At 55.9% G+C, this 20,006-nt stretch carries 17 protein-coding genes; 13 read left to right on the plus strand and 4 right to left on the minus strand.

The features are described from left to right. The first annotated feature begins 156 nt into the window (after positions 1-156). The 9 genes from MUU47_RS21380 to MUU47_RS21420 all read left to right on the plus strand — a co-directional run bounded on the left by MUU47_RS21380 (position 157) and on the right by MUU47_RS21420 (position 9,979). Positions 157-1,734, plus strand: coding sequence for an arylsulfatase (locus MUU47_RS21380; protein ID WP_258990154.1), 1,578 nt, complete (start codon positions 157-159; stop codon positions 1,732-1,734). A gap of 119 nt (positions 1,735-1,853) precedes the next feature. After that, positions 1,854-3,149 carry an anaerobic sulfatase maturase gene (locus MUU47_RS21385; RefSeq protein ID WP_258990155.1) on the plus strand — a complete coding sequence of 432 codons (1,296 nt, stop codon included), beginning with the start codon at positions 1,854-1,856 and terminating at the stop codon, positions 3,147-3,149. Beyond that, on the plus strand, positions 3,146-4,144 hold the full coding sequence (locus MUU47_RS21390) for an AAA family ATPase (RefSeq protein ID WP_258990156.1): 999 nt from the start codon (positions 3,146-3,148) through the stop codon (positions 4,142-4,144). The genes MUU47_RS21385 and MUU47_RS21390 overlap by 4 nt, the downstream gene beginning before the upstream one ends. After that, positions 4,144-5,049, plus strand: a complete 906-nt coding sequence (locus MUU47_RS21395) for a DUF58 domain-containing protein (protein WP_258990157.1) — start codon at positions 4,144-4,146, stop codon at positions 5,047-5,049. The genes MUU47_RS21390 and MUU47_RS21395 overlap by 1 nt, the downstream gene beginning before the upstream one ends. Continuing rightward, positions 5,050-5,490, plus strand: coding sequence for a DUF4381 family protein (locus MUU47_RS21400; protein ID WP_258990158.1), 441 nt, complete (start codon positions 5,050-5,052; stop codon positions 5,488-5,490). Further along, the gene (locus tag MUU47_RS21405; RefSeq protein ID WP_258990159.1) at positions 5,483-6,460 is read left to right on the plus strand and encodes a VWA domain-containing protein; all 978 of its coding nucleotides are present in this window, start codon (positions 5,483-5,485) and stop codon (positions 6,458-6,460) included. The genes MUU47_RS21400 and MUU47_RS21405 overlap by 8 nt, the downstream gene beginning before the upstream one ends. Beyond that, positions 6,457-7,974 carry a VWA domain-containing protein gene (locus MUU47_RS21410; protein WP_258990160.1) on the plus strand — a complete coding sequence of 506 codons (1,518 nt, stop codon included), beginning with the start codon at positions 6,457-6,459 and terminating at the stop codon, positions 7,972-7,974. The genes MUU47_RS21405 and MUU47_RS21410 overlap by 4 nt, the downstream gene beginning before the upstream one ends. After that, a complete protein-coding gene (locus MUU47_RS21415; RefSeq protein ID WP_258990161.1) occupies positions 7,971-8,987 on the plus strand; it encodes an oxygen tolerance domain protein in 1,017 nt (338 codons plus the stop codon). The genes MUU47_RS21410 and MUU47_RS21415 overlap by 4 nt, the downstream gene beginning before the upstream one ends. Continuing rightward, positions 8,984-9,979, plus strand: a complete 996-nt coding sequence (locus MUU47_RS21420) for an HAD family hydrolase (RefSeq protein WP_258990162.1) — start codon at positions 8,984-8,986, stop codon at positions 9,977-9,979. Before MUU47_RS21415 ends, MUU47_RS21420 begins: the two co-directional genes overlap by 4 nt. A 443-nt stretch (positions 9,980-10,422) precedes the next feature. On the opposite strand, the gene MUU47_RS21425 is transcribed toward MUU47_RS21420, so the two are convergent. The 3 genes from MUU47_RS21425 to MUU47_RS21435 all read right to left on the minus strand — a co-directional run bounded on the left by MUU47_RS21425 (position 10,423) and on the right by MUU47_RS21435 (position 14,192). Further along, positions 10,423-11,964, minus strand: a complete 1,542-nt coding sequence (locus MUU47_RS21425; RefSeq protein ID WP_258990163.1) for a DHA2 family efflux MFS transporter permease subunit — start codon at positions 11,962-11,964, stop codon at positions 10,423-10,425. An 11-nt stretch (positions 11,965-11,975) separates the two neighbouring features. Further along, entirely contained in the window at positions 11,976-12,992 is a 1,017-nt protein-coding gene (locus MUU47_RS21430) for an HlyD family secretion protein (RefSeq protein WP_258990165.1), read from the minus strand. Positions 12,993-13,178: 186 nt separating this feature from the next. Continuing rightward, positions 13,179-14,192 (minus strand): LacI family DNA-binding transcriptional regulator, encoded by a 1,014-nt coding sequence (locus tag MUU47_RS21435; RefSeq protein ID WP_258990167.1) that lies wholly within the window; start codon positions 14,190-14,192, stop codon positions 13,179-13,181. A 202-nt stretch (positions 14,193-14,394) separates the two neighbouring features. On the opposite strand from MUU47_RS21435, the gene MUU47_RS21440 reads away from it, so the two are divergent. The 3 genes from MUU47_RS21440 (at position 14,395) to MUU47_RS21450 (ending at position 18,162) form a co-directional block, all read left to right on the plus strand. Then, entirely contained in the window at positions 14,395-15,489 is a 1,095-nt protein-coding gene (locus MUU47_RS21440; RefSeq protein WP_258990168.1) for a cellulase family glycosylhydrolase, read from the plus strand. A gap of 58 nt (positions 15,490-15,547) precedes the next feature. Continuing rightward, entirely contained in the window at positions 15,548-16,942 is a 1,395-nt protein-coding gene (locus MUU47_RS21445; RefSeq protein ID WP_258990170.1) for an MFS transporter, read from the plus strand. Positions 16,943-17,175: 233 nt separating this feature from the next. Next, on the plus strand, positions 17,176-18,162 hold the full coding sequence (locus tag MUU47_RS21450) for a transposase (RefSeq protein ID WP_258990171.1): 987 nt from the start codon (positions 17,176-17,178) through the stop codon (positions 18,160-18,162). Positions 18,163-18,236: 74 nt separating this feature from the next. Here the strand turns inward: MUU47_RS21450 and MUU47_RS21455 are convergent, their stop codons facing one another. Further along, a complete protein-coding gene (locus MUU47_RS21455; RefSeq protein WP_258990172.1) occupies positions 18,237-19,358 on the minus strand; it encodes a ribosomal protein uL16 3-hydroxylase in 1,122 nt (373 codons plus the stop codon). Positions 19,359-19,542: 184 nt separating this feature from the next. Between MUU47_RS21455 and MUU47_RS21460 the strand changes: the two genes are divergently transcribed. Further along, positions 19,543-19,941, plus strand: coding sequence for a DUF1090 domain-containing protein (locus tag MUU47_RS21460; RefSeq protein ID WP_258990173.1), 399 nt, complete (start codon positions 19,543-19,545; stop codon positions 19,939-19,941). Positions 19,942-20,006 lie beyond the last annotated feature (65 nt).

The following is a 20,006-nucleotide window of genomic DNA, read 5'->3' on the forward strand; positions in this document are numbered from 1 at the left end:
TTCTGCACAAAAAAATGTAAGACTCCATCGCTATCGGAATGATTTTGTGCAGAAAAGCATATCTTCGTAAGCATTTATTTTTGCATCAAACACAAGTTTGCAATTCGTTAGCCTTAACTATACTGAACAAGACCTTAACAAACGGAGTTCCTTTCAATGTTTAAACATGTCCCTTTCAAGCGGACGATGCTGGCCAGCATGCTGACACTGGCTTCTGGCGCAGTAACGTCTGCTTATGCCGCGCCCGCGACAGCCTCGCCAAAACAAGATTCAGCCAAACCGAACATTGTTGTCATTTTTGGTGACGATATCGGTTACTGGAACCTGAGTACCTACAACCAGGGTACGATGGGTTATGACACCCCGAACATCGACAGCATTGCTGCTCAGGGTGCAAAATTCACCTCTTACTACGCTGAACAAAGTTCTACTGCGGGTCGTTCTGCGTTCATCACCGGCCAGATGCCATTCCGTACCGGGTTGAGTAAAGTCGGTATGCCTGGTGCGCCACAGGGAATGCAAAAAGAAGATCCGACCATCGCCAACGTTCTGAAACAACTGGGTTATGCCACCGGTCAGTTCGGTAAAAACCACCTTGGTGACCGTGATGACATGCTACCTACCGCACACGGTTTCGATGAGTTCCTCGGTAACCTGTATCACCTGAATGCTGAAGAAGAGCCAGAGAACCCGGACTATCCGAAAGATCCGGCCTTCCGTAAAGAATTTGGTCCACGTGGCGTAATTAAGAGCAGCGCCGACGGCAAAATTGAAGATACCGGTCCGTTAACTGTTAAGCGTATGGGCACCGTTGACGAAGAAACGTTAGCGGCAAACAACGACTTTATGGAACGTCAGGTTAAGGCCAACAAGCCGTTCTTCACCTGGTTCAACACCACCCGTATGCACAATAAAACCCACCTGAAAGACGCCAGCATTGGCGTTACCGGTCTGGGTACCTATGCTGACGGTATGGTTGAACACGACAAAATGATCGGTGAAGTGCTGAAGAAGATTAAAGATCTCGGCATTGAAGATAACACCATCGTTATCTACACAACCGACAACGGCCCGATGACCGCTACCTGGCCAGATGCGGGCGAAACCCCGTTCCGTGGTGAGAAAAACACCGGCTGGGAAGGCGGTTTCCGTGTACCAGCAATGATCCGTTGGCCGGGCCACATCAAGCCAGGCACCATCGTGAAGGACATGTTTGCAAGCTACGACTGGTTCCCGACACTGGTTGCAGCCGCAGGCGATGCCAACATCAAACAAGAACTGCTGAAGGGTTACAAAACCCCATCCATCACCTACAAAGTGCATCTGGATGGTTACAACCAGCTCGACTTCCTGCAGGGTAAAGGCGAAGATCAGCGTAAAGAGTTCTTCTACTGGAGTGATGACGGCGACCTGCTGGCGATGCGTTATGGTCGCTGGAAAGCGCACTTCATGATCCAGGAGCACGAAGGTCTGGATCTGTGGCGTTATCCGTTCACCAAACTGCGTGCACCTCTGCTGTTCGATCTGGAAGTGGATCCGCTGGAGAAAGGCGACAAAGGCATGGGCTATCAGAGCTGGTTCTACGACCGTATGTTCCTGATGGGCGGCGCGCAGAAATACGCGAAAGAAATGCTGGCAACCTTTAAAGAGTTCCCACCACGTCAGAAACCTGGCTCATTCACCATCTCTGATGCGTCAGCGATGCTGGAGCAAGGCTCTACTATCAACAAATAAAGTTGATATATTGAGGCATTGAACCTCATGCTCAGAGCGGGTTGCGATTGCAATCCGCTCTGCATTTTGAACTATGCTCATTGTGCGCTTTGTCGGTTATGACACCTTAGGGGTTTGCTATGAAGTACAGCACCACACTACCTGTAAAAGCATTACCGTCTGCGGAAAAATATGACGGCAAAGGTCCAGAGTACAAGCGCCGCTTCCACGTGATGGCCAAGCCCTCCGGCTCCACCTGCAATCTCGACTGCACCTACTGTTTCTACCTGTCTAAAGAACAATTACTCCATCAGGACAGACACACCGGGATGAGCGATGAAGTGCTGGAAAACTTCATTCGTCAATACATTGACGGACAGGATGGCGATCAGGTTGTCTTCTCCTGGCAGGGCGGCGAACCGACCCTGATGGGACTCGAATTTTTCGAAAAAGTGGTCGCATTCCAGAAGCAGTACAAAAAACCTGGCCAGCAGATTGAAAACGATTTGCAGACCAACGGCGTACTGATCAACGACAAATGGGCTGCGTTCCTCAAAGAACATAAGTTTCTGGTGGGCATCTCGATTGATGGCCCACGAGAATTGCACGACCGCTATCGCGTCACGCGTAGCGGCAAACCGACCTTCGATAAAGTGATGGAAGGCGTCGACGCGCTTAAGCGTCACGGCGTACCGTTCAACGCACTGGTGACCGTCAACCGCACCAACGCCCGCTTCCCGCTGGAAGTGTATCGCTTCATGACCCGCGAACTGGGTGCGACCTACGTGCAGTTCAATCCGTGTGTCGAACCCGTCGATTTCAAAAGCACCGCGCCACAGTTCTGGCAGGACGATTCCATTCCGATTACCGGCAGCCGTCGCGCGCGACCGGGTGATTTAGACTCCATCGTCACCGACTGGTCTGTCGATCCCGAAGACTGGGGCACCTTCCTGATTGCGGTGTTCGAAGAGTGGGTTAATAACGATTTAGGCCGTGTGCAGGTGAATCTGTTTGAAACTGCCGTGGCGCAGAGCATGGGGATGCCAGCGCAGATTTGCACCGCCTCCGAGTTCTGCGGCAAGGGCCTCGCTATCGAAAAAAATGGCGACATTTTCTCCTGCGACCATTACGTCTATCCGGAATATCAGATAGGCAATATCGAGAACAGCAAACTGGCGCACCTCGCGTTCTCCGAACGTCAGCAGGCTTTTGGCATGGGCAAAAAAGACACCCTGCCGAAATATTGCAAAGCGTGCCCTTACCTCAAACTGTGCTGGGGCGAATGCCCGAAAAACCGGCTGGTGCGGACCCCCGACGGCGAGCTGGGTCTGAACTATCTGTGCCCAGGCATCAAAGCCTTCTTTAACTATGCTGAGCCAATTCTGGTTGGGATCGCCACGCTACTGAAACGTGATTTTGCAGGAGTGAAAAAATGAATAGCAGGGAAAAACTGCTTCAGTTAGAACACCGTATGAACACCCAGGTTCTGGGCCAGGAAGAGCTGGTGCGGATGCTGATTATCGCCCTGCTCTGCGACGGGCATGTGCTGCTCGAAGGCCTGCCAGGCCTGGCGAAAACCCGCGCGGTGCGCGAGCTGGCGCGCCACGTTGAAGGCGAATTCCGCCGTATTCAGTTCACGCCTGACCTGCTGCCATCAGACATTACCGGCAGCGAAATTTATCAGCAGAACGCCACCCGCGAAGAGGACCAGTTCCGCTTCCGTCCAGGGCCGGTGTTCGGCAACGTTATTCTTGCCGATGAAATCAACCGTGCGTCTGCCCGCGTGCAATCGGCGCTGCTCGAAGCGATGGAAGAACGCCACGTGACCGTCGCCGGGAAAACCTGGCCGCTGCCGGGCGTCTTCATGGTGCTCGCCACGCAGAACCCGGTGGATCAGGAAGGGACCTGGCCGCTGCCGGAAGCACAGCTCGACCGCTTCCTGATGAAAGTTCTCGTCGATTACCCGTCGAAAGAGAACGAGCAGAAAGTGATGCAGATGGTTCGCGCCGAACAGCAGGCCAAATATCAGGCCCTGGCAAAAAGCGATACCGCCCCGCAGGATGAAAATCTGACCCTTTCGCAGCAGGAAATTACCGCCAGCTGGCAGGAGATTTCCGCCGTGTACGTGGCGCCTGCGATTGAGGAGTACATCGTCAATCTGATTGAAGCGACCCGTTATCCGCAGAACGTCAGCGACACGCTGGCAAGCTACATCCACATCGGCGTCAGCCCACGTGGCTCACTGGCGCTTGACCGCTGTGCCCGCGCGCAGGCGTGGCTCGAAGGCCGCGATGCAGTGCTGCCGGAAGACGTGCGCCGCATCGCGCCGGCGGTTATCCGTCATCGCCTGATGCTGAGCTACCAGGCCAGTGCTGATAACTGCAGCGCCGATGACGTGGTGAAAATGCTGCTCGACGCCGTGGTGGCGTAATGGACAGCCGCCTCAGTGTCGACCGTGAGACGCTGCTTGCGCTGGTCAACGACGCGCGTCTGATTGCCAATCCGCCGGGGCAAATTCCGCCGGGCGCGCTGGCAGGTGAACGCACCTCAAAACAGCAGGGACGCGGGCTGAATTTTGACAGCCTGCGCCGCTATCAGCCGGGCGACGACGTGCGCCTGATTGACTGGCAAGCGACGGCCCGCCTGCGTCAGCCGTGGATCAGACTGTACAATGAAGAGCGCGAGCGCCCGGTGTTTTTGCTGGTCGATCAGCGACTCGATATGTTCTTCGCCACCCGCGGACAGACCAAATCCGTCGCCGCGGCAAAAACCGCGGCACTGCTTGCCTGGCGCAGCTGGCATGACGGCGACCGGGTCGGCAGCCTGGTGTTTAATGACACCGACTTGGCGCTGCAAAAATGCCGTCCTCCGCGTACCAGTCTGAATACGATCCTCGATACGTTACAGCACTACAACCAGCTGCTGCCGGAACAGTATCCGACCGAACCCGTCGCCACTGTCTCACTTGCCGATGCGCTCCTGCGTGCCAACGGAGCTATCCCCAACGGCGCATGGGTAGCAGTGCTCAGCGATTTCCACGATCTGGACCACAACTGCGACGCCCTGCTTGCCGGGCTGCGCCGTCGCTGCGAAGTCAGCGCCTTTGTGGTACTGGATGATTTGCACAAGCGCCTGCCCTCTTCGGGCTCACTGGCAGCCACCTGGCAAGGGCGCGACGCAGCGTTTACGCTCACCTCCGGGTTAAAGGCGGATATTGAGCAAAGCACCACCGCGCGTCTTGCCCGCCAGCAAAGCCGCCTGACGCGGCTCGGCATTCGCGTGAATCATCTGGTGGTCACTCAGGATCTGATTAAGCAGTTACAAAAAGGTATCTGAATGCTCGAGAAAGGATTTACCGTGCCCGCGCTCTCGCAGCCGGCGCTACCTCCCTCTCCCTCCTGGCTCCCCCTGCCGCCGGGCTGGCTGGTCCTGGGTGCCCTGCTGTTTGCGGTCCTCATCGTTTATCTGTTTTTCTACTGTGCCCGCTACCGTCGCAATCGTTGGCGCCGCGAAGCGCTGTCCGTTTTGCCCGCATCACACAGCGTCGACGACTGGCTGAATCTGATTAAACAGGTGCAGCTGGTTCACCAGCCGCGCGCGACGGTCAGCAACTGGCTGACCGCAGAAGCGTTGTTACAGCAGGTTCCTCTTGAAAACGGATTGCGAGAGCAAATGTGTGCCAAATATTGCCAAAGAGATAACCGGCTTGCGGACGATGATGAATCACGGCTGCGCCACCAGCTGGCACAATGGCTGAAGGAGCTACCCGATGTCTGAGCTATTTTCACGGATTGATTTTGCCTGGCCGTGGGCGTGGCTTTTGCTGCTGTTGCCGCTGCTCAGCCGCTATCTGCTGTCGCAGGACAAACAGCAAAAAGAGCACGTTCGTGTGCCGTTTTTGCCTAATCTCATCGATGAACTGAAACTCGACAGCCAACCGGTACGTGACGGTTGGCTACGCGGGACGATGTTCTGGCTGGTGTGGGCGCTGCTGGTTTGCGCCCTGACTCGTCCGGAATACCTCACGCCGCCGCAGCACATTCAGAAGCCGATGCGCGACATGGTACTGATCCTCGACGTTTCCGGTTCGATGCAAAAGAACGACGTCGAAGGCGGCATCACGCGTTTGCAGGCGGTTCAGGCGTCGGTGCGTAAATTCGTGGCGGCGCGTAAATCTGACCGCATCGGGATGGTGATTTTTGCCAGCAGCGCCTGGCCGTTCGCGCCGGTGAGTGAAGATAAGCAGGCGCTGAACATGCGTATTAATCAGCTCGCACCGGGGATGATCGGCCAACAAACAGCGATTGGCGATGCCCTTGGCGTGGCGGTGAAAGTGCTCGATTCCGGCACCGATAAAGAGGCCAGTAAACTCGCCATTCTGCTGACCGATGGCAACGATACCGCGTCGCAGCTTTCGCCGGATCTCGCCGCGCAACTGGCAGCCTCACACCACGTTCAGGTGCATACCATCGCCTTTGGCGACACGCACAGCGTCGGGGAAGATAAAGTCGACCTGCCGCTGTTGCAGCACATCGCCCAAACAACCGGCGGAAAATCGTGGACCGCCGCCAACTCCGGTGCAGCGCTCGACAGCGTCTGGAAAGAGATTGACGCCATCACGCCGGTACAAGTGAAAAGCATCGGCTGGTCGTGGCATCTGCCGCTGTTTGCCTGGCCGCTCGGGGCCGCCATGCTGCTGCTGCTCCTGCTGGCCCTGGCGCGGCTTATCAGGGAGAAACGGTCATGAGTGACTTCCACTTTATCTACCCGTGGCGTCTGCTGGGGCTGATTGTTGCCGCCCTGCTGGCATTTCTGCCCTTCGCCGGGGCCAGCGCCTGGCAGCGTATCATGGACAAACCGTTCGCTAATGCGCTGATTATCGGGCGCTCAAAACGACTGACCCAGGTACTGCCGTGGCTGTTCGCCCTCGGGGTGATTGCCCTCGCCGGGCCGACCTGGGAGCGTGAGTTTCCCGCGGCCCTGACCCCGGAAAGTAACGTGATGGTGGTCATGCAGCAGGACCTGGCAATGTACGCTCAGGACCTGGCACCCAGCCGTAACGAACGAATGCAAAGCAAAATCAGCAGCCTGATGGATAACGCACCCGGCGCACGATACGGTCTGGTGGTGTACAGCAATCAGGCATTTGTTACCACGCCGTTGACCCAGGATCCGCAGTTCTTCTCGCTGTTCCTGCATGCGCAAAACCCATCACTGATGCCGGAAGGCTCTGGTTCTGGGCTGAAGGCCGCCGTTGAACTGGCTATCAAAAACAGCCCGGCCTCGCCGCGTAGCCTGATTCTGGTGGCGGATACGCTAACGGACGCCGACGTGGCCTACCTCGAAAAACTCAACGCTCCGATTCAGATTTGGGTGCCGGGTACCGCCGCGGGCGGCGCGTTACCGGAAAAATATACCAGCCGTGGGATCGACACCCGACTCAACGTTGAGCGTTTCAGTACGGTGCGCGAGGCCGGTATTCCGGTCACGCTGGTCACCGCCGATGACAGCGATTTACAGGTGGTGCAGAGCCATATTCAGCAGTCGGTCACCCAACAAAACAACGCCCGCAGCGACCTGCACTGGAAAAACAGCGGCTGGCTGCTGGCGATCCCGATGCTGGTGCTGCTGTTCTTCTGGCGTCGCCAGCTGATTTGCATCGCACTGGTGATGCCGATGATGTTCTGGTCTTCCCACAGTGACGCCGCCTGGCTCGACGCGTGGGTCAGCCCGGACGTGCAGGGTCAGCACGCGTTTGAGAAAGGCGACTACCAAAAAGCTGCCGAACACTTCCGCGATCCGCTGTGGCAAGGCATCGCCTGGTATAACGCCGGAAACTTTACCGCGGCGGTGGGCGCATTCCGCCGCGCGCCGCAAACGCCGGAAACCCTGTTGTGGACCGGCAATAGCCTTGCGCAACAGAAGCAGTGGCAGCCTGCGCTGGACACCTACGATCAGGCGCTGAGCCTGCGCCCGGACTGGAAAATGGCGCTGGAAAACCGCGAAAAAGTGTCGCACATCGTCATGCAACTGCGGCTGAAACAGCGCGAGGCTGAGCAGGAGCAAGGGGATGACATGGATGACGGGCCGGACAAAGTGCTGAAAGATTTGAAAAAGGGCCAGGGCGTGAAGCAAAAAGACATTGGTGCCATCAAAGGCACCTCGCCGCAGCTTAATCAGTGGTTTGAGAATTTACAGGTGTCACCATCCGGCCTGCTGGAAAGTCTGTACCGCAACGGAGCCCAGGAGACGACGCCATGAAACGCCTGTTAGCCCTGCTGATGGTGGCGATGCTCCCGGCCCATGCGGCAATGGACATCACCCGTGAAATCGTGGCCCCAAACAGCATTGTGCCGGGCCAGCCGGTGACCGTAGCGGTCACTTACTGGACCGACAGCTGGTTTAACCCGCCGCCGGAATGGCCTGAATTCAGGGTTCAGGAAGGGGTACTGCTCAATACGCCGTTGCCAAACCAGCTGGTTACCCGACAAAAAAACGGTATCAGCTGGAGCGGCATTCGTCTTGAACGCCAGCTGATGGCGTGGGATCAAGGCACGCTGCGTCTGCCCGCCATCGATTTGAACGCCATTTCTGCCGGTCAGCCGACTGCTACGGTGCATCTCGACGCCATCGAACTACCGGTGGTGTGGCCGAAAGGCGTCGAACAGCCGGACCGCTTTTTGCCCGCGCGCAGCCTGACGCTCACCCAGACCATCACCCAGTATCATGCCGGGAAAGATAAAACCCTGCGGGCGGGCGATGCAGTCGAACGCGTGGTCACCGTCAAGGCTCAGGACATTTTACCCGCACAAATTCCGCAGATTCTGTACGCCATTCCAGGCGATGAGAGCCAGCGTCTGACGCCGGAAAATAGTTTTATCAAAAGTGGACGCGGTGATATCGAGGGCGCGATGCGGGTGGAAAAACTGCGCTATATGCCCACCGACTCAGGCACCCTGACGCTGCCGCCGGTAAAACTGCGCTGGTGGGATACCGAACGCCAGCAGTGGCAACTGGCGGAACTGAAAGGCGAAACGCTGAAGGTGGAAAGCGCCCGCGCTGCAGGCAAAGAATCTACCCTACGTGGTAGCACCGGCGACACGCCGTGGCATGTCGCCATCGGCCTGCTGGTTCTGCTGATTATCGGCGCAACCGGCTGGTTTGCACGCCGTCAGCTGCTTCAAAGCGCGAACTGGTTACATCACCGCTGGCAGCGCTTCTGGCAGCCAGTCACATTGCCTGAACTTGCCCCCGTTGAAAGGAAAAAACGATGAAAAAAACACTTCTGGCCTGCACGTTAATGCTGGGCTGTAGCACGCTGGCGCATGCCGACCCGCTTTCCGCCTGGAACGACACCGCGGCCAAACACTCTATCGAACAATGGGTACAAAACTCGACGAAGCAAGGGAGCGACACGTTTATTCCTGAAGACCAGCGTTACGTGGTGTTCGATAACGACGGCACCCTGTGGCCGGAAGCGCCGCTAACCTTCCAGATCCAGTTCATTCTGGACGAAGTGAAGCGTCTGGCCCCGGAACATCCAGAATGGAAGCAGGATCCACTGGTCAACGCGGTGCTGAATAACGATCTGAAAACGGTGGTGAAAGCGGGCGATAAAGGGCTGCTAAAACTGCTGGCAATGACGCACAGCGGTATGACCACTGAAGACTTCGATAAACGTGTTGCTGGTTGGCTTGAGACGCATAAAGACTCGCGCACCGGCTGTCGCTATGACCAGTTGGCCTACCAGCCGATGCGTCAGTTGCTGGATTACCTGCGTGAGAACGGCTTCAAAACATGGATTGTTTCCGGCGGCGGCATCGACTTCATGCGCGTGATGTCGCAGAAAATGTACGGCATTCCACCGGAACAGGTGGTCGGTTCGTTCGCGCTGGGCGAATTCTCACTCACCGACAACGGCACACAAATCCGCAAAACGATGACCGGCGCATTTAATGACGATGCGGCCAACAAGCCGGTGGCTATCCACCTGTTTATGGGCCATCGCCCGGTGGCAGCCTTTGGCAACAGCGACGGTGATTTACAGATGCTGCAATACACCGCCGCGAACCCAAATTACAAAACGTTCGGTCTGCTGGTTCATCACACTGATGCGGCGCGTGAGTATGCCTATGACAGCCATCCACCCGCCAGCGGTAAACTGGAAGCCGCCCTGCCCGTCGCGAAAGCCAAAGGCTGGACGGTAGTGGATATGAAGCAGGACTGGAAAACGGTATTTGATCCGGCGATGTGTCCGGCGAAGTAATGGCGCAGCCTGGGCCGGAGGGTTGTTGCGCGCCTTCAGGCTTATCGCCTTCCTGATGCCACTAAACACGCGCAGACCTTCAGCAGGGGCGTTCATGTCCCTGCTTGAAATCGGCGAACCGAAGTCCGGATGACAAGGTCAGGGCGCCAGGGAAGGCGACCAGAGGCGAAACGAGACAGGAAGTCGAGTCGAGCCGGCCGCAGGCAGAAGGACGGGAGGTGAGCGCAGTGCGAAGCACCGATTTCGTTGGCGGGGCCACGGGGATTGATAAGGGGAACGTGGTGTTCCCCTTATCCCGTTCACGTTCCGCGGAAGAAATAGAATCTGCCGAACAAAAGGTGAACGGAACAAACCTCCGATCCCAGAAGCAATGGGAGCGCAACAACCCGCCATACTGAAAAGGTGAACGGAACAAACCTCCAATCCCGGGAGCAATCGAGCGCCTACTCCAGAATCGTCTCACCCACTTTATCCGGCTTCGAAAACAGCAGCACCAGCGGCAACAGCAGGAAACATAAAAACATCATCAGGCGGAAATCCTGATAGTAAGCCATCACTGTCGCCTGACGGGTGACTTCGTTGTTGATAGCCATCAGCCCGGACATATTGTGCAGGCCATACATACCGTGATGAATGTCATGCTGAAGCGCTTTGTTAAACGGATTGATAAACCCGGAGAACACGCTGTGATTACGCTGACTCTGTTGAGCGAGGTAAGTGGTTACGACCGAAATACCAATACTGCTACCGATATTACGAATCAATGAGTACAGCGACGTCCCTTCGGTACGATACGCGGGCGCCAGCGTTGAAAAGGTGAGCGTCGAGAGCGGCACAAACGTCAGCCCCATGCCGATACCCTGTACAACGCCGGAGCTGATAATCTCCCACTGGCTCATCCACATACTGAATTGCGTCATCTGCCACAGAGAAATCGCCATCACCACCACGCCAAGCGCGATAACGTAACGCAGGTCGACTTTACCGGCGATGCGCCCGACTACCATCATGCTGAGCATGGTGCCGAAACCGCGCGGGGTCATCAGCAGACCCACGTCGATAACCGGATAGTTCATGAAGTTTTGCAGCAGCGGCGGCATCAGCGCCATCGTGGCCAGCAGGATGGTACCCATCATAAAGCTGAACAGCAGCCCCACCACAAAGTTCTTATCGCGGAAAATCCCCGGCTCGATAAACGGCTTTTTGACAGTGAAAATATGCGAGACAAAAAGATAAAACGCCACGCCCGCCAGCACCGCTTCGATGATGATTTCGCCGCTCGAGAACCACTCTTTCGACTGGCCCCGGTCGAGGAAAAGCTGCAGGCTGCCGATCGCCACGCTCAGTAAGAAGAAGCCCAGCAGGTCGAATTTGCGTTTTGCATCGAGCGCTGTTTCACTGACGAAGGTGCTGATCCCAAGCCAGGCCAGCGCGCCAAACGGGATGTTGATGTAGAACACCCAGCGCCAGCTGTAATACTCAGTGAGCCAGCCGCCGAGCGCCGGACCGAGGATTGGACCGACCATCACGCCCATCCCCCACATTGCCATCGCCGAGCCGTGCTTCTCTTTCGGCCAGGCATCCAGCATGACCGACTGTGACAGCGGCACCAGGCTTGCGCCAAAAATCCCCTGCAGCAGACGGAAAATTACGATTTGATCGAGAGACTGCGCGGCCCCGCACAGCATTGAGGCCACGGTAAAACCGACGACAGACCACGTGAACAGGCGTTTACGCCCGATTCGGGCGGCAACAAAACCGGTCATCGGCATCGCAATCGCAGCGGCGACAATGTAGGACGTGAGCACCCACGACGTCTGGTCCTGAGTCGCGCCCATCGCGCCCTGCATATGCGGCAGGGCCACATTGGCGATGGTGGTATCCAGCGCCTGCATGATGGTTGCCAGCATCACCGAGAAGGTGATCAACAATCGTCTGTCGGCAGTACGCTTCAGTGGCTGCGGAGCAGCTATCACATCAGACATAACGGACCTCCTCAGGACGCGCTGTGGGTGCTGGCTTGGGTATCGATTTTGATGGTGGCGCTTAAGCCCGCACGCAACTGCGGCTGGTTGGCGTCAGTTTCGAGGCGAATACGGACCGGCACACGCTGGGTCACTTTCACCCAGTTACCGGTGGCGTTTTCCGCCGGGATAACCGAATACTCCGCACCCGTCGCCGGGCTGATGCTGCTCACTTTGCCGTGCCAGGTCACACCCGGGGCGTAATCGACGTTGATTTCAGCGGTCTCGTTATCGCGGATGTGGGTCAAATCTTTCTCGGTGAAGTTCGCTTCAACATATAAATTCTGATCGGAGACCAGCAGCATGGCAGTCGTCCCACTCTGCACGTATTCCCCGGTCTGCAATACTTTGGTGATATTCCCGGACGACGGCGCATATTCGTTAACGTGAGTCAGGTCATTCTTAGCCGTATTCAGATGCGCCAGCGCTTCTTTATAACGTGGGTGTTTTTCCACCGGCAGAGAAATATCGCCGCCGAAACTGTCGACCACTTCCTGCAATTGCTTTTGCAGCATATTCACTTCCAGCGCCATCATTAACGTTTTCTGGTGCGCACCGTCGAGTTCCGACGCCGACACGTATCCCGGGCCGCTCAGGCGATGCAAACGCCCTTCTTCACGTTGCGCATAAGCATACTGACTTTTGGATACCGCGATATTGGCGAGCTTGCTCTGATATTGCGATTTAACGGTATTTAAATCGATAACGGTATTATTCAATTCAGACTTCGCCTGTGCTACCGCTAATTCATAGGGTTTAGGATCGACGCTAAATAATAAGTCGCCTTTATTCACATGCTGATTTTCTTTTACCGCCACGTGTAATACGCGACCGGATACCTCTGCGCCGATAGCGGTTTTATCCGCTTTCACGTAAGCATTATCGGTTTCCACATAACGACCGCCAGTTAAATAAAACCAGCCGCCCGCCGCAACGCCCAGAGTCGGAACGACAAGTAATAAGATAAAACGTAATTTTTTAATATTCATGTGCAGGTCTCATTATTTGAGCGATACCCACGTCGGAAGAGAAACAAAAAGAAACGCAGACGCCCTGCGCGACGGACAGGGTGCATCTAAGTTGAAGTGTTCAGGTATCAGCAGAGTTATTGATGAGATGAATAATACTTAGCTTGCTTATAATGTACTAAGCAAGCTGTGCTATTGGGGGTTTAATTATAAATTTGCCGCGCTGGATTGCCTTATTTTCAAGCGACCTGCGAGGGATAAATGGGTGGCGGTATCTTCGGCATTACAGAGATATTCCACCGCCAGTCGCCCCAGTTCACCATAAGGCAGCTGAATACTTGTGAGTGGAGGGGTCATCTGTTCAGAGATTTTCTGATCGTCGTATCCCGCCACCAGTATCGCCTCCGGTACCTGCACGCCGTGCGTGGAAAGCGCCTGATAACAGCCAATCGCCAGCCAGTCGCTGGCGCAGAAAATCGCGTCTGGGCGTGACTCGAGCGCCAGCAGCGTAACCGTCGCCTGGTACGATTCGTTAAACTGCCAATTGGTCTGTTGTACCCATTCCGGCTGCGGCGCGATCCCCGCCTGCGCCAGTGCCGCCTGGTAACCGCCCAGACGCTGTCGGGTCGCCTCCATCCAGCTCTCGCCGGTGATATGCGCGATACGTTTTGCGCCCTGCTGAATCAAGTGACGCGTCATCTGAAACGCATTGGCGTAATCGTCCGGCACGAACGACGGCAGTAGCGGCGAATCCGGGTCACGCTGATTGAGCAGCACAATCGGCAAACGGGTGCAGTCCTGGAAAGCGGTCATATCAACGATAGTGGTCACCGGCGAGGCAATGATCACGCCTAAGCAGTTGCGCTTTTCGAGCTGGCGAATGATGTTCAGCGCCAGCTCGTTATCGTCGCCATAGTCGTAGACGGTAAGCAGCACTTCGTTACGCCACGCCGCTTCCCGCGCCTGGCTGATGGCATCAACAAACGGATCGTAACTTTGCAGCGAACTTATCAGCAGCGCGATCTCTTCCTGATTGCGCGGGGAGTGAATGGCCGGCAGGCGGTCATAACCCAACTCGCCCGCTACCGCAATCACCCGCTGACGCGTCTCTTCACTCAGTTTGATATTCCGCGACTGGTTAAGCACCAGTGACACCGTGGCCTGTGAGACCCCGGCTGCGCGCGCGATATCGATCATGGTGACTTTATTTTTCCGTTTCATTATCCCTGCCCCTCGGCTAACAGAATCAACATCATACCTGCCCTCGTCTGATTTCGGCAGCGCCGTATGCGCTGCGTCACGTTTCTTCTCGCCACAGACCTCGGCTTTGTGACGCAGTTCGCTTTTTTATCACCCGCTATTTGCTCATTCATACCGCAACTAATATTTATTAGCTAAACATTATCAGTCAATGGAGATAACGATGAAAGAGCAATGGAGTCAGGCACAGGCGCAGGCGTGGTACCAGCAACAGGGCTGGCTGTGCGGCTTTAACTACTTGCCGTCGAGCGCAGTGAACTGGACCGATATCTGGCAGAAAGAGACCTTTGACGCGCCGACCATTGAGCGAGAACTCGGTTGGGCAGCGGAGGCAGGCTACAACTCGCTGCGCATCAATCTGCCGTTTATCGTCTGGGAGCACGACCGCGACGGGCTGATAGCCCGCATCCATCACTTCCTGGAGATTGCCGACAGCCACGGTTTTAGCACCATGCTGACGCTAATGGACGACTGCGGCTTCTCGGGTGACGAACCGTATCTCGGCCCGCAAAAAGCCGCGATCCCAGGCAAACACAACAGCCAGGCAGCCGCCAGCCCGGGCCGGGCGAAAGTTTGCGATCGCGACGAGTGGCCACAGATTGAACGTTATGTGCGCGACATCGTACGCGAATTCAAGCGCGATAAACGCGTGCTGTTATGGGACCTCTATAACGAACCGGGTAACCGCGGGATCTTCGCCACCGGTACCGTAGAAGTGCAGTACGACGAAAAGCTGGAAAGCTACGCACAAGAACTGATGCAACGCGCGTTCGAATGGGCTCGCGATGAAGACCCTCAACAACCGCTGACGGTTTGCGCCTGGCGTCTGCCGCTTCACGCTGAAACGCAAAGTGAGCATTTCTATCAGCATCCGTTGGATCAAGCCGCACTGGCGCTCTCCGACGTGGTCAGCTTCCATGCCTACACCAACACCGCACGAATGGTGGCCATCATTCACCAACTCGAGCAGTTGGGCCGCCCTATCTTCTGCACCGAGTGGCTGGCGCGCCATGTTGGCAGCACCATCGAAGAACAGCTCCCGCTGATGCACGCCGCCAACGTCGCACCGTATCAATGGGGCCTGGTGCGCGGCAAAACCCAGACCTGGCTGCCGTGGCCGGTGGTGATGACCAGTTCACCTGACTATTGCCGCCTGTGGTTCCACGACGTGTTTGAAGAGAACGGCATTCCGTTCTCAAAAACAGAGATAGATCTGGTGCGTAAACTGAGCAAAATCGGCTTGCACCCTACCCGTTAATAACACGAATAATGTTAGCTAACCCGGTGGTTCGCCACCGGGACGAAAGGTACGCACTATGGCAATTACAATGAAAATACCGTCACGCGAGTTGTGGTCCTATTTTGGCTATGGTTTAGGTCAGTGTTTTAGCTTTGGTTTAGTGGGTTCGTTTATTAACTATTTTTATACCGACGTGCTGGGCATTTCCGCCCTCGCCGCCAGTACCATTTTCCTTATCGCCCGCGCCTGGGATGCTATCCACGACCCGCTGTTTGCTAGCTTCATGGATACCATCAACAGTCGCTTCGGCAAGTTCCGTCACTTTATGCTGATTGCGCCGCTGCTGATAACCGGCGTCACCCTGCTGTCGTTCTATAAAATAGAAGCCGACACCACCACCAAAATTCTCTACGCCGGCGTGACCTATATTTTGTGGGGCACCCTGTACGCGATTTCCGATATTCCGTTCTGGTCGATGTCGTCGGTGATGACCAACGACTCCGTCCAGCGCACGCGTGCAGTGACGGCCGCGATGCTCGGCGTCAATGCCGGTATCGCCTGTGCCAATATCTTCTTCCCGAAACTGGCGGCCTTCTTCGCGCAATACAGCAACGACAAAGGCTACTTTATGGCGGCGCTGGTAATGATGCTGGTTGGCCTGCCGCTGATGCTCAACGGTTTTATGCAGATTAAGGAGCGCGTGCCGCCGAGCCCGGATAAAGTCACCATGCGCGACACCTTCCGCAACTTACGCCAGAACAAGCCGCTGTTTATTATTCTGCTGTCGTTCTTTTTCTGCGTGTTCCATAACGTCGCCAACGGCATTTATATCTACTTCTTTATTTACAACATGCACGATGCCAGCCTGCAAATGATTATCGGTGTGATGGGCATTGCGGCGGCGGTTATTTGCCTGGTTGCCCCAATGCTGACGCGTAAAATGCAGAAGCGGAAGCTGTTTATGATCCTCTGCGGGCTGGATGTCGCGGTACGCGTAGTGATGTGGTTCGCGGGATATCAACACACCGCCGTTCTGTTCCTGCTACTGGGGCTGAGCACTATCTTTGTCATGATGACCAATCTCCTGACCTCCTCGATGATTGCCGACACCATTGAGTATGCCGAATACCACACCCATAAACGTTGCGCGGCGATTACCTTTTCCGGGCAGACGTTCACCGGGAAAATGTCGGTGGCGGTTGGCGGCGGTCTGATAGGGGTTTTCCTGACCATGATTGGCTATGTGCCGCAGGCGCAAAGCCAGAGTGATGCGGTGCTGAACGGCTTATTCTTTGGGATTTGCCTGCTGCCTGCCATCGGTTCAGTGATTCGTCTGGGCTTTATGTCGCGCTATACCTTTACCGAGGATAAGCACGCGGAGATTTGTCGCTTGTTGGCAGAACGACGCCATGCGCGTGAGGATGAAGCGGAAAAACCGGCGATGGACCCACGCCCGATTTCAGCGAATTGACTTGAGTAAATGCCCGGCGGCGCAGGCTTGCCGGGCCTTGTATTATCTTTTCTGTGCAAAGAGAACCGGCCAGTTCTTTTTGCCAGGCAGTCCGGATGCCGTGCCGGGCCTTAGATCCCAGAATCTGTGTCGTAGATAATTTGCACCGGACTGCCCTTCTCCACATCTGATAAACCGAACAGTATCATGGACCGGGTCACCCGGTACCCCGCATTCGCAAGGATGGTTATACGATGGAAAACACACTTCACTTCATCGGCATTGATGTTGCCAAAGCCAAACTCGATGTCGATATGTTGCGTCCTGATGGCCGTCACCGCAGCAAGAAATTCGCTAACACGCCCAAAGGTCATGATGAACTGATCAGCTGGCTGCATCAGCACCTGGTCATGCATGCCCACATCTGTATGGAAGCCACCGGGACGTACATGGAAGATGTCGCCGCGCATCTCAGTGATGCGGGGTATCAGGTCTCCATTATCAATCCGCTGCTCAGTAAAGCTTTTATCCAGAGTCAGGGGATACGGAGCAAAACGGATGCGGTGGATGCCCGTCAGCTGGCGTATTTTTGCCGGGAAAAACGCCCGGTGATATGGGAAGCCCCGCATCCGCTGGAGCGGGCCCTGCGGGCGCTGGTGTTGCGCCATCAGGCGCTGACGGAGATGCACGTTCAGGAGCAAAACCGTCGGGAAAGTGCCCGGGACGTTCAGCTGCCGAGTATCGATATGCATCTGCTGTGGCTGGAGACGGAGCTGAAGCGCATTGAAAAACAGATAAAGGACCTGACGGACAATGACCCGGATATGAAACACCGGCGTAAGCTGCTGGACAGTATCCCGGGCATCGGGCCGAAGACGTCGGCGGTGCTGCTGGCTTATGCAGGACTGACACAGCGGTTCAGGGAAGCGAGGCAGTTCGCGGCGTTCGCGGGGCTGACGCCGAAGCAACATGAATCCGGGAGCAGTATCCGGCGGGTGAGCCGGATGAGCAAAATGGGGCACGTGTCACTGAGACGGGCGCTGTACATGCCGGCGATGGTGACGCTGTACAAAACGGAATGGGGCCGGGTGTTCAGGGAAAGGCTGGAAAAGAACGGGAAGAGCGCGAAGTTGATAATCGGGGCAATGATGCGAAAGCTGGCGCAGGTAGCGTATGGCGTCCTGAAATCAGGACGCCCGTTCGATGCCACACAACACATGGAAAATGCTTGCATGGCATAACAGTATCTACAAGGACGCGTTGTGAATCGCTTTATGTAGGCCCGCGCAAGCAGAGCGCCGCCGGGCATGGAAACTTACTCTTCGAAGTACCAATAACCCTGATTGATAAACGCTGTCAGCTCGGCGATAAACGCCGGGTTTTGCAGCGCATCGCCCAGTTCCTGCTGACCGAGTTCGGTGAAACGGCACAGCGCGTCGGCGGCTTTGGTGTCTACCGTCTTCCAGCCTTCACTGTTGAGGAAGAATCTGTCACCGATGTTCAGCACGCGCAGACCGCTCAGACGAACCAGCGTTTCGCCGCCCGTCAGCGCATCCCGCACTTCTTCTTCCGCATACGGCGGTTCTGCCGGGGCGATATCCAGTTCGTGGCGCGGCGTAGAAGCGAAGCGGCCAAACCACTGGGCGAAGTCTTCCGGCTGGCTGATAACGTCGATCATCATGTTACGCAGGCGCTCAAGCTCATGCGCTTCAACCTTGCCCGGATGCTCGCGTACGGTCAGTTCCGGGTCGCCGTAGTGCGCGCCACCCAGATCGTTTTCCAGTGCGTAATCGGCAAAGCTGCTGATCAGGTCGCGACCGTTTGGCCCACGGAAGCCCACGGAGTAGTTCAGCGTGTTTTCAAAAGTGTAACCGTCGTGCGGGAATCCAGGTGGGATATACAGAATATCGCCCGGCTCCATTTCAACATCGATAATCGGTTCAAACGGATCGACGTGCAGCAGTGCCGGATGCGGGCAGAACTGACGCATTGGGATAGCATCACCCACGCGCCAGCGACGGCGGCCCATACCCTGAATGATAAAGACATCGTAGTTATCGATGTGCGGGCCAACGCCACCGCCCGGCACTGAGAAGGAGATCATCAGGTCGTCCAGACGCCAGTCCGGCAGTACGCGGAATGGACGCACCAGCTCCGCCGACGGCGCATGCCAGTGGTTGACGGCCTGTGCCAGCAGCGACCAGCCGGTTTCGCCCAGACCGTCGAAATCCTCGAATGGACCATGGCTGGCGTCCCATTGTCCGTCAGTTTGACGGACCAGACGGCTGTCCACTTCCGGCTCCATTGCAAGGCCTGCCAGCTCATCTGGCGTGATCGTGTCAACAAAGTTTGGGAAGGCATTTTTCAACACAACGGGCTGTTTTTGCCAATATTTCTCTAAAAACTCGGGCCAGTTAAGGTTCAGTTGGTTAACCATACAATCACACCAGTAAGAGGATAAACGGCGGTGATTATGCGAGAAGTGGCCAGAGGCGACCTTGTTGAGGGTCAAGGGTTGGCGAAAAAATGAATCATCCCGCATTTTATTGGGGGATTTAAGAAATTATTAAGAACTGTCGGTTAAGATAATCCTTACGTTACTGAACACGGAGTGTAAAACCATGACGTTCGCTGCTATCCCCCGGAAAACAACCGTTGCCCTGCTTTTGCTGGCACTGCCTGCCACCTCTGCCCTTGCCCAGTCAAACCTCACCGGCTGCGCGGCGAAGAAGGACGACATCCAACAGCAAATCGACTACGCCAAGGCACATAACAATAGCTACCGCATCGCCGGACTTGAAAAAGCGTTGTCAGAAGTGAGTGCCAACTGTACCGACGCGTCACTGCGTGCAGACCGTGAAGCCGACGTGCGTAAAAAAGAGCAAAAAGTCGCCGAGCGTGAGCAGGAATTGAGTGAGGCAAAAGCAACAGGCCGCACGGATAAGATCCAGAAAAAGCAGGAAAAACTGGATGACGCGAAAGAAGAATTAGCCGACGCGAAAACCGAACTGAATAAATAATGAATCCGCCTCCGGGCGGTTTTATTTTGTTGTCATTCCATCAAAAAATAAGACACTTCCCGGCC

Origin of the sequence: Scandinavium hiltneri (assembly GCF_024764835.1) — a bacterium.
Taxonomy (GTDB): Bacteria; Pseudomonadota; Gammaproteobacteria; order Enterobacterales; family Enterobacteriaceae; genus Scandinavium; species Scandinavium hiltneri.

What these genes read in the sequence shown, in the direction of transcription:
- MUU47_RS21380 (WP_258990154.1), top strand. Translation starts at nt 157, where the DNA reads ATGTTTAAACATGTCCCTTTCAAGCGGACGATGCTGGCCAGCATGCTG.
- MUU47_RS21385 (WP_258990155.1), top strand. Translation starts at nt 1,854, where the DNA reads ATGAAGTACAGCACCACACTACCTGTAAAAGCATTACCGTCTGCGGAA.
- MUU47_RS21390 (WP_258990156.1), top strand. Translation starts at nt 3,146, where the DNA reads ATGAATAGCAGGGAAAAACTGCTTCAGTTAGAACACCGTATGAACACC.
- MUU47_RS21395 (WP_258990157.1), top strand. Translation starts at nt 4,144, where the DNA reads ATGGACAGCCGCCTCAGTGTCGACCGTGAGACGCTGCTTGCGCTGGTC.
- MUU47_RS21400 (WP_258990158.1), top strand. Translation starts at nt 5,050, where the DNA reads ATGCTCGAGAAAGGATTTACCGTGCCCGCGCTCTCGCAGCCGGCGCTA.
- MUU47_RS21405 (WP_258990159.1), top strand. Translation starts at nt 5,483, where the DNA reads ATGTCTGAGCTATTTTCACGGATTGATTTTGCCTGGCCGTGGGCGTGG.
- MUU47_RS21410 (WP_258990160.1), top strand. Translation starts at nt 6,457, where the DNA reads ATGAGTGACTTCCACTTTATCTACCCGTGGCGTCTGCTGGGGCTGATT.
- MUU47_RS21415 (WP_258990161.1), top strand. Translation starts at nt 7,971, where the DNA reads ATGAAACGCCTGTTAGCCCTGCTGATGGTGGCGATGCTCCCGGCCCAT.
- MUU47_RS21420 (WP_258990162.1), top strand. Translation starts at nt 8,984, where the DNA reads ATGAAAAAAACACTTCTGGCCTGCACGTTAATGCTGGGCTGTAGCACG.
- MUU47_RS21425 (WP_258990163.1), bottom strand. Translation starts at nt 11,964, where the DNA reads ATGTCTGATGTGATAGCTGCTCCGCAGCCACTGAAGCGTACTGCCGAC.
- MUU47_RS21430 (WP_258990165.1), bottom strand. Translation starts at nt 12,992, where the DNA reads ATGAATATTAAAAAATTACGTTTTATCTTATTACTTGTCGTTCCGACT.
- MUU47_RS21435 (WP_258990167.1), bottom strand. Translation starts at nt 14,192, where the DNA reads ATGAAACGGAAAAATAAAGTCACCATGATCGATATCGCGCGCGCAGCC.
- MUU47_RS21440 (WP_258990168.1), top strand. Translation starts at nt 14,395, where the DNA reads ATGAAAGAGCAATGGAGTCAGGCACAGGCGCAGGCGTGGTACCAGCAA.
- MUU47_RS21445 (WP_258990170.1), top strand. Translation starts at nt 15,548, where the DNA reads ATGGCAATTACAATGAAAATACCGTCACGCGAGTTGTGGTCCTATTTT.
- MUU47_RS21450 (WP_258990171.1), top strand. Translation starts at nt 17,176, where the DNA reads ATGGAAAACACACTTCACTTCATCGGCATTGATGTTGCCAAAGCCAAA.
- MUU47_RS21455 (WP_258990172.1), bottom strand. Translation starts at nt 19,358, where the DNA reads ATGGTTAACCAACTGAACCTTAACTGGCCCGAGTTTTTAGAGAAATAT.
- MUU47_RS21460 (WP_258990173.1), top strand. Translation starts at nt 19,543, where the DNA reads ATGACGTTCGCTGCTATCCCCCGGAAAACAACCGTTGCCCTGCTTTTG.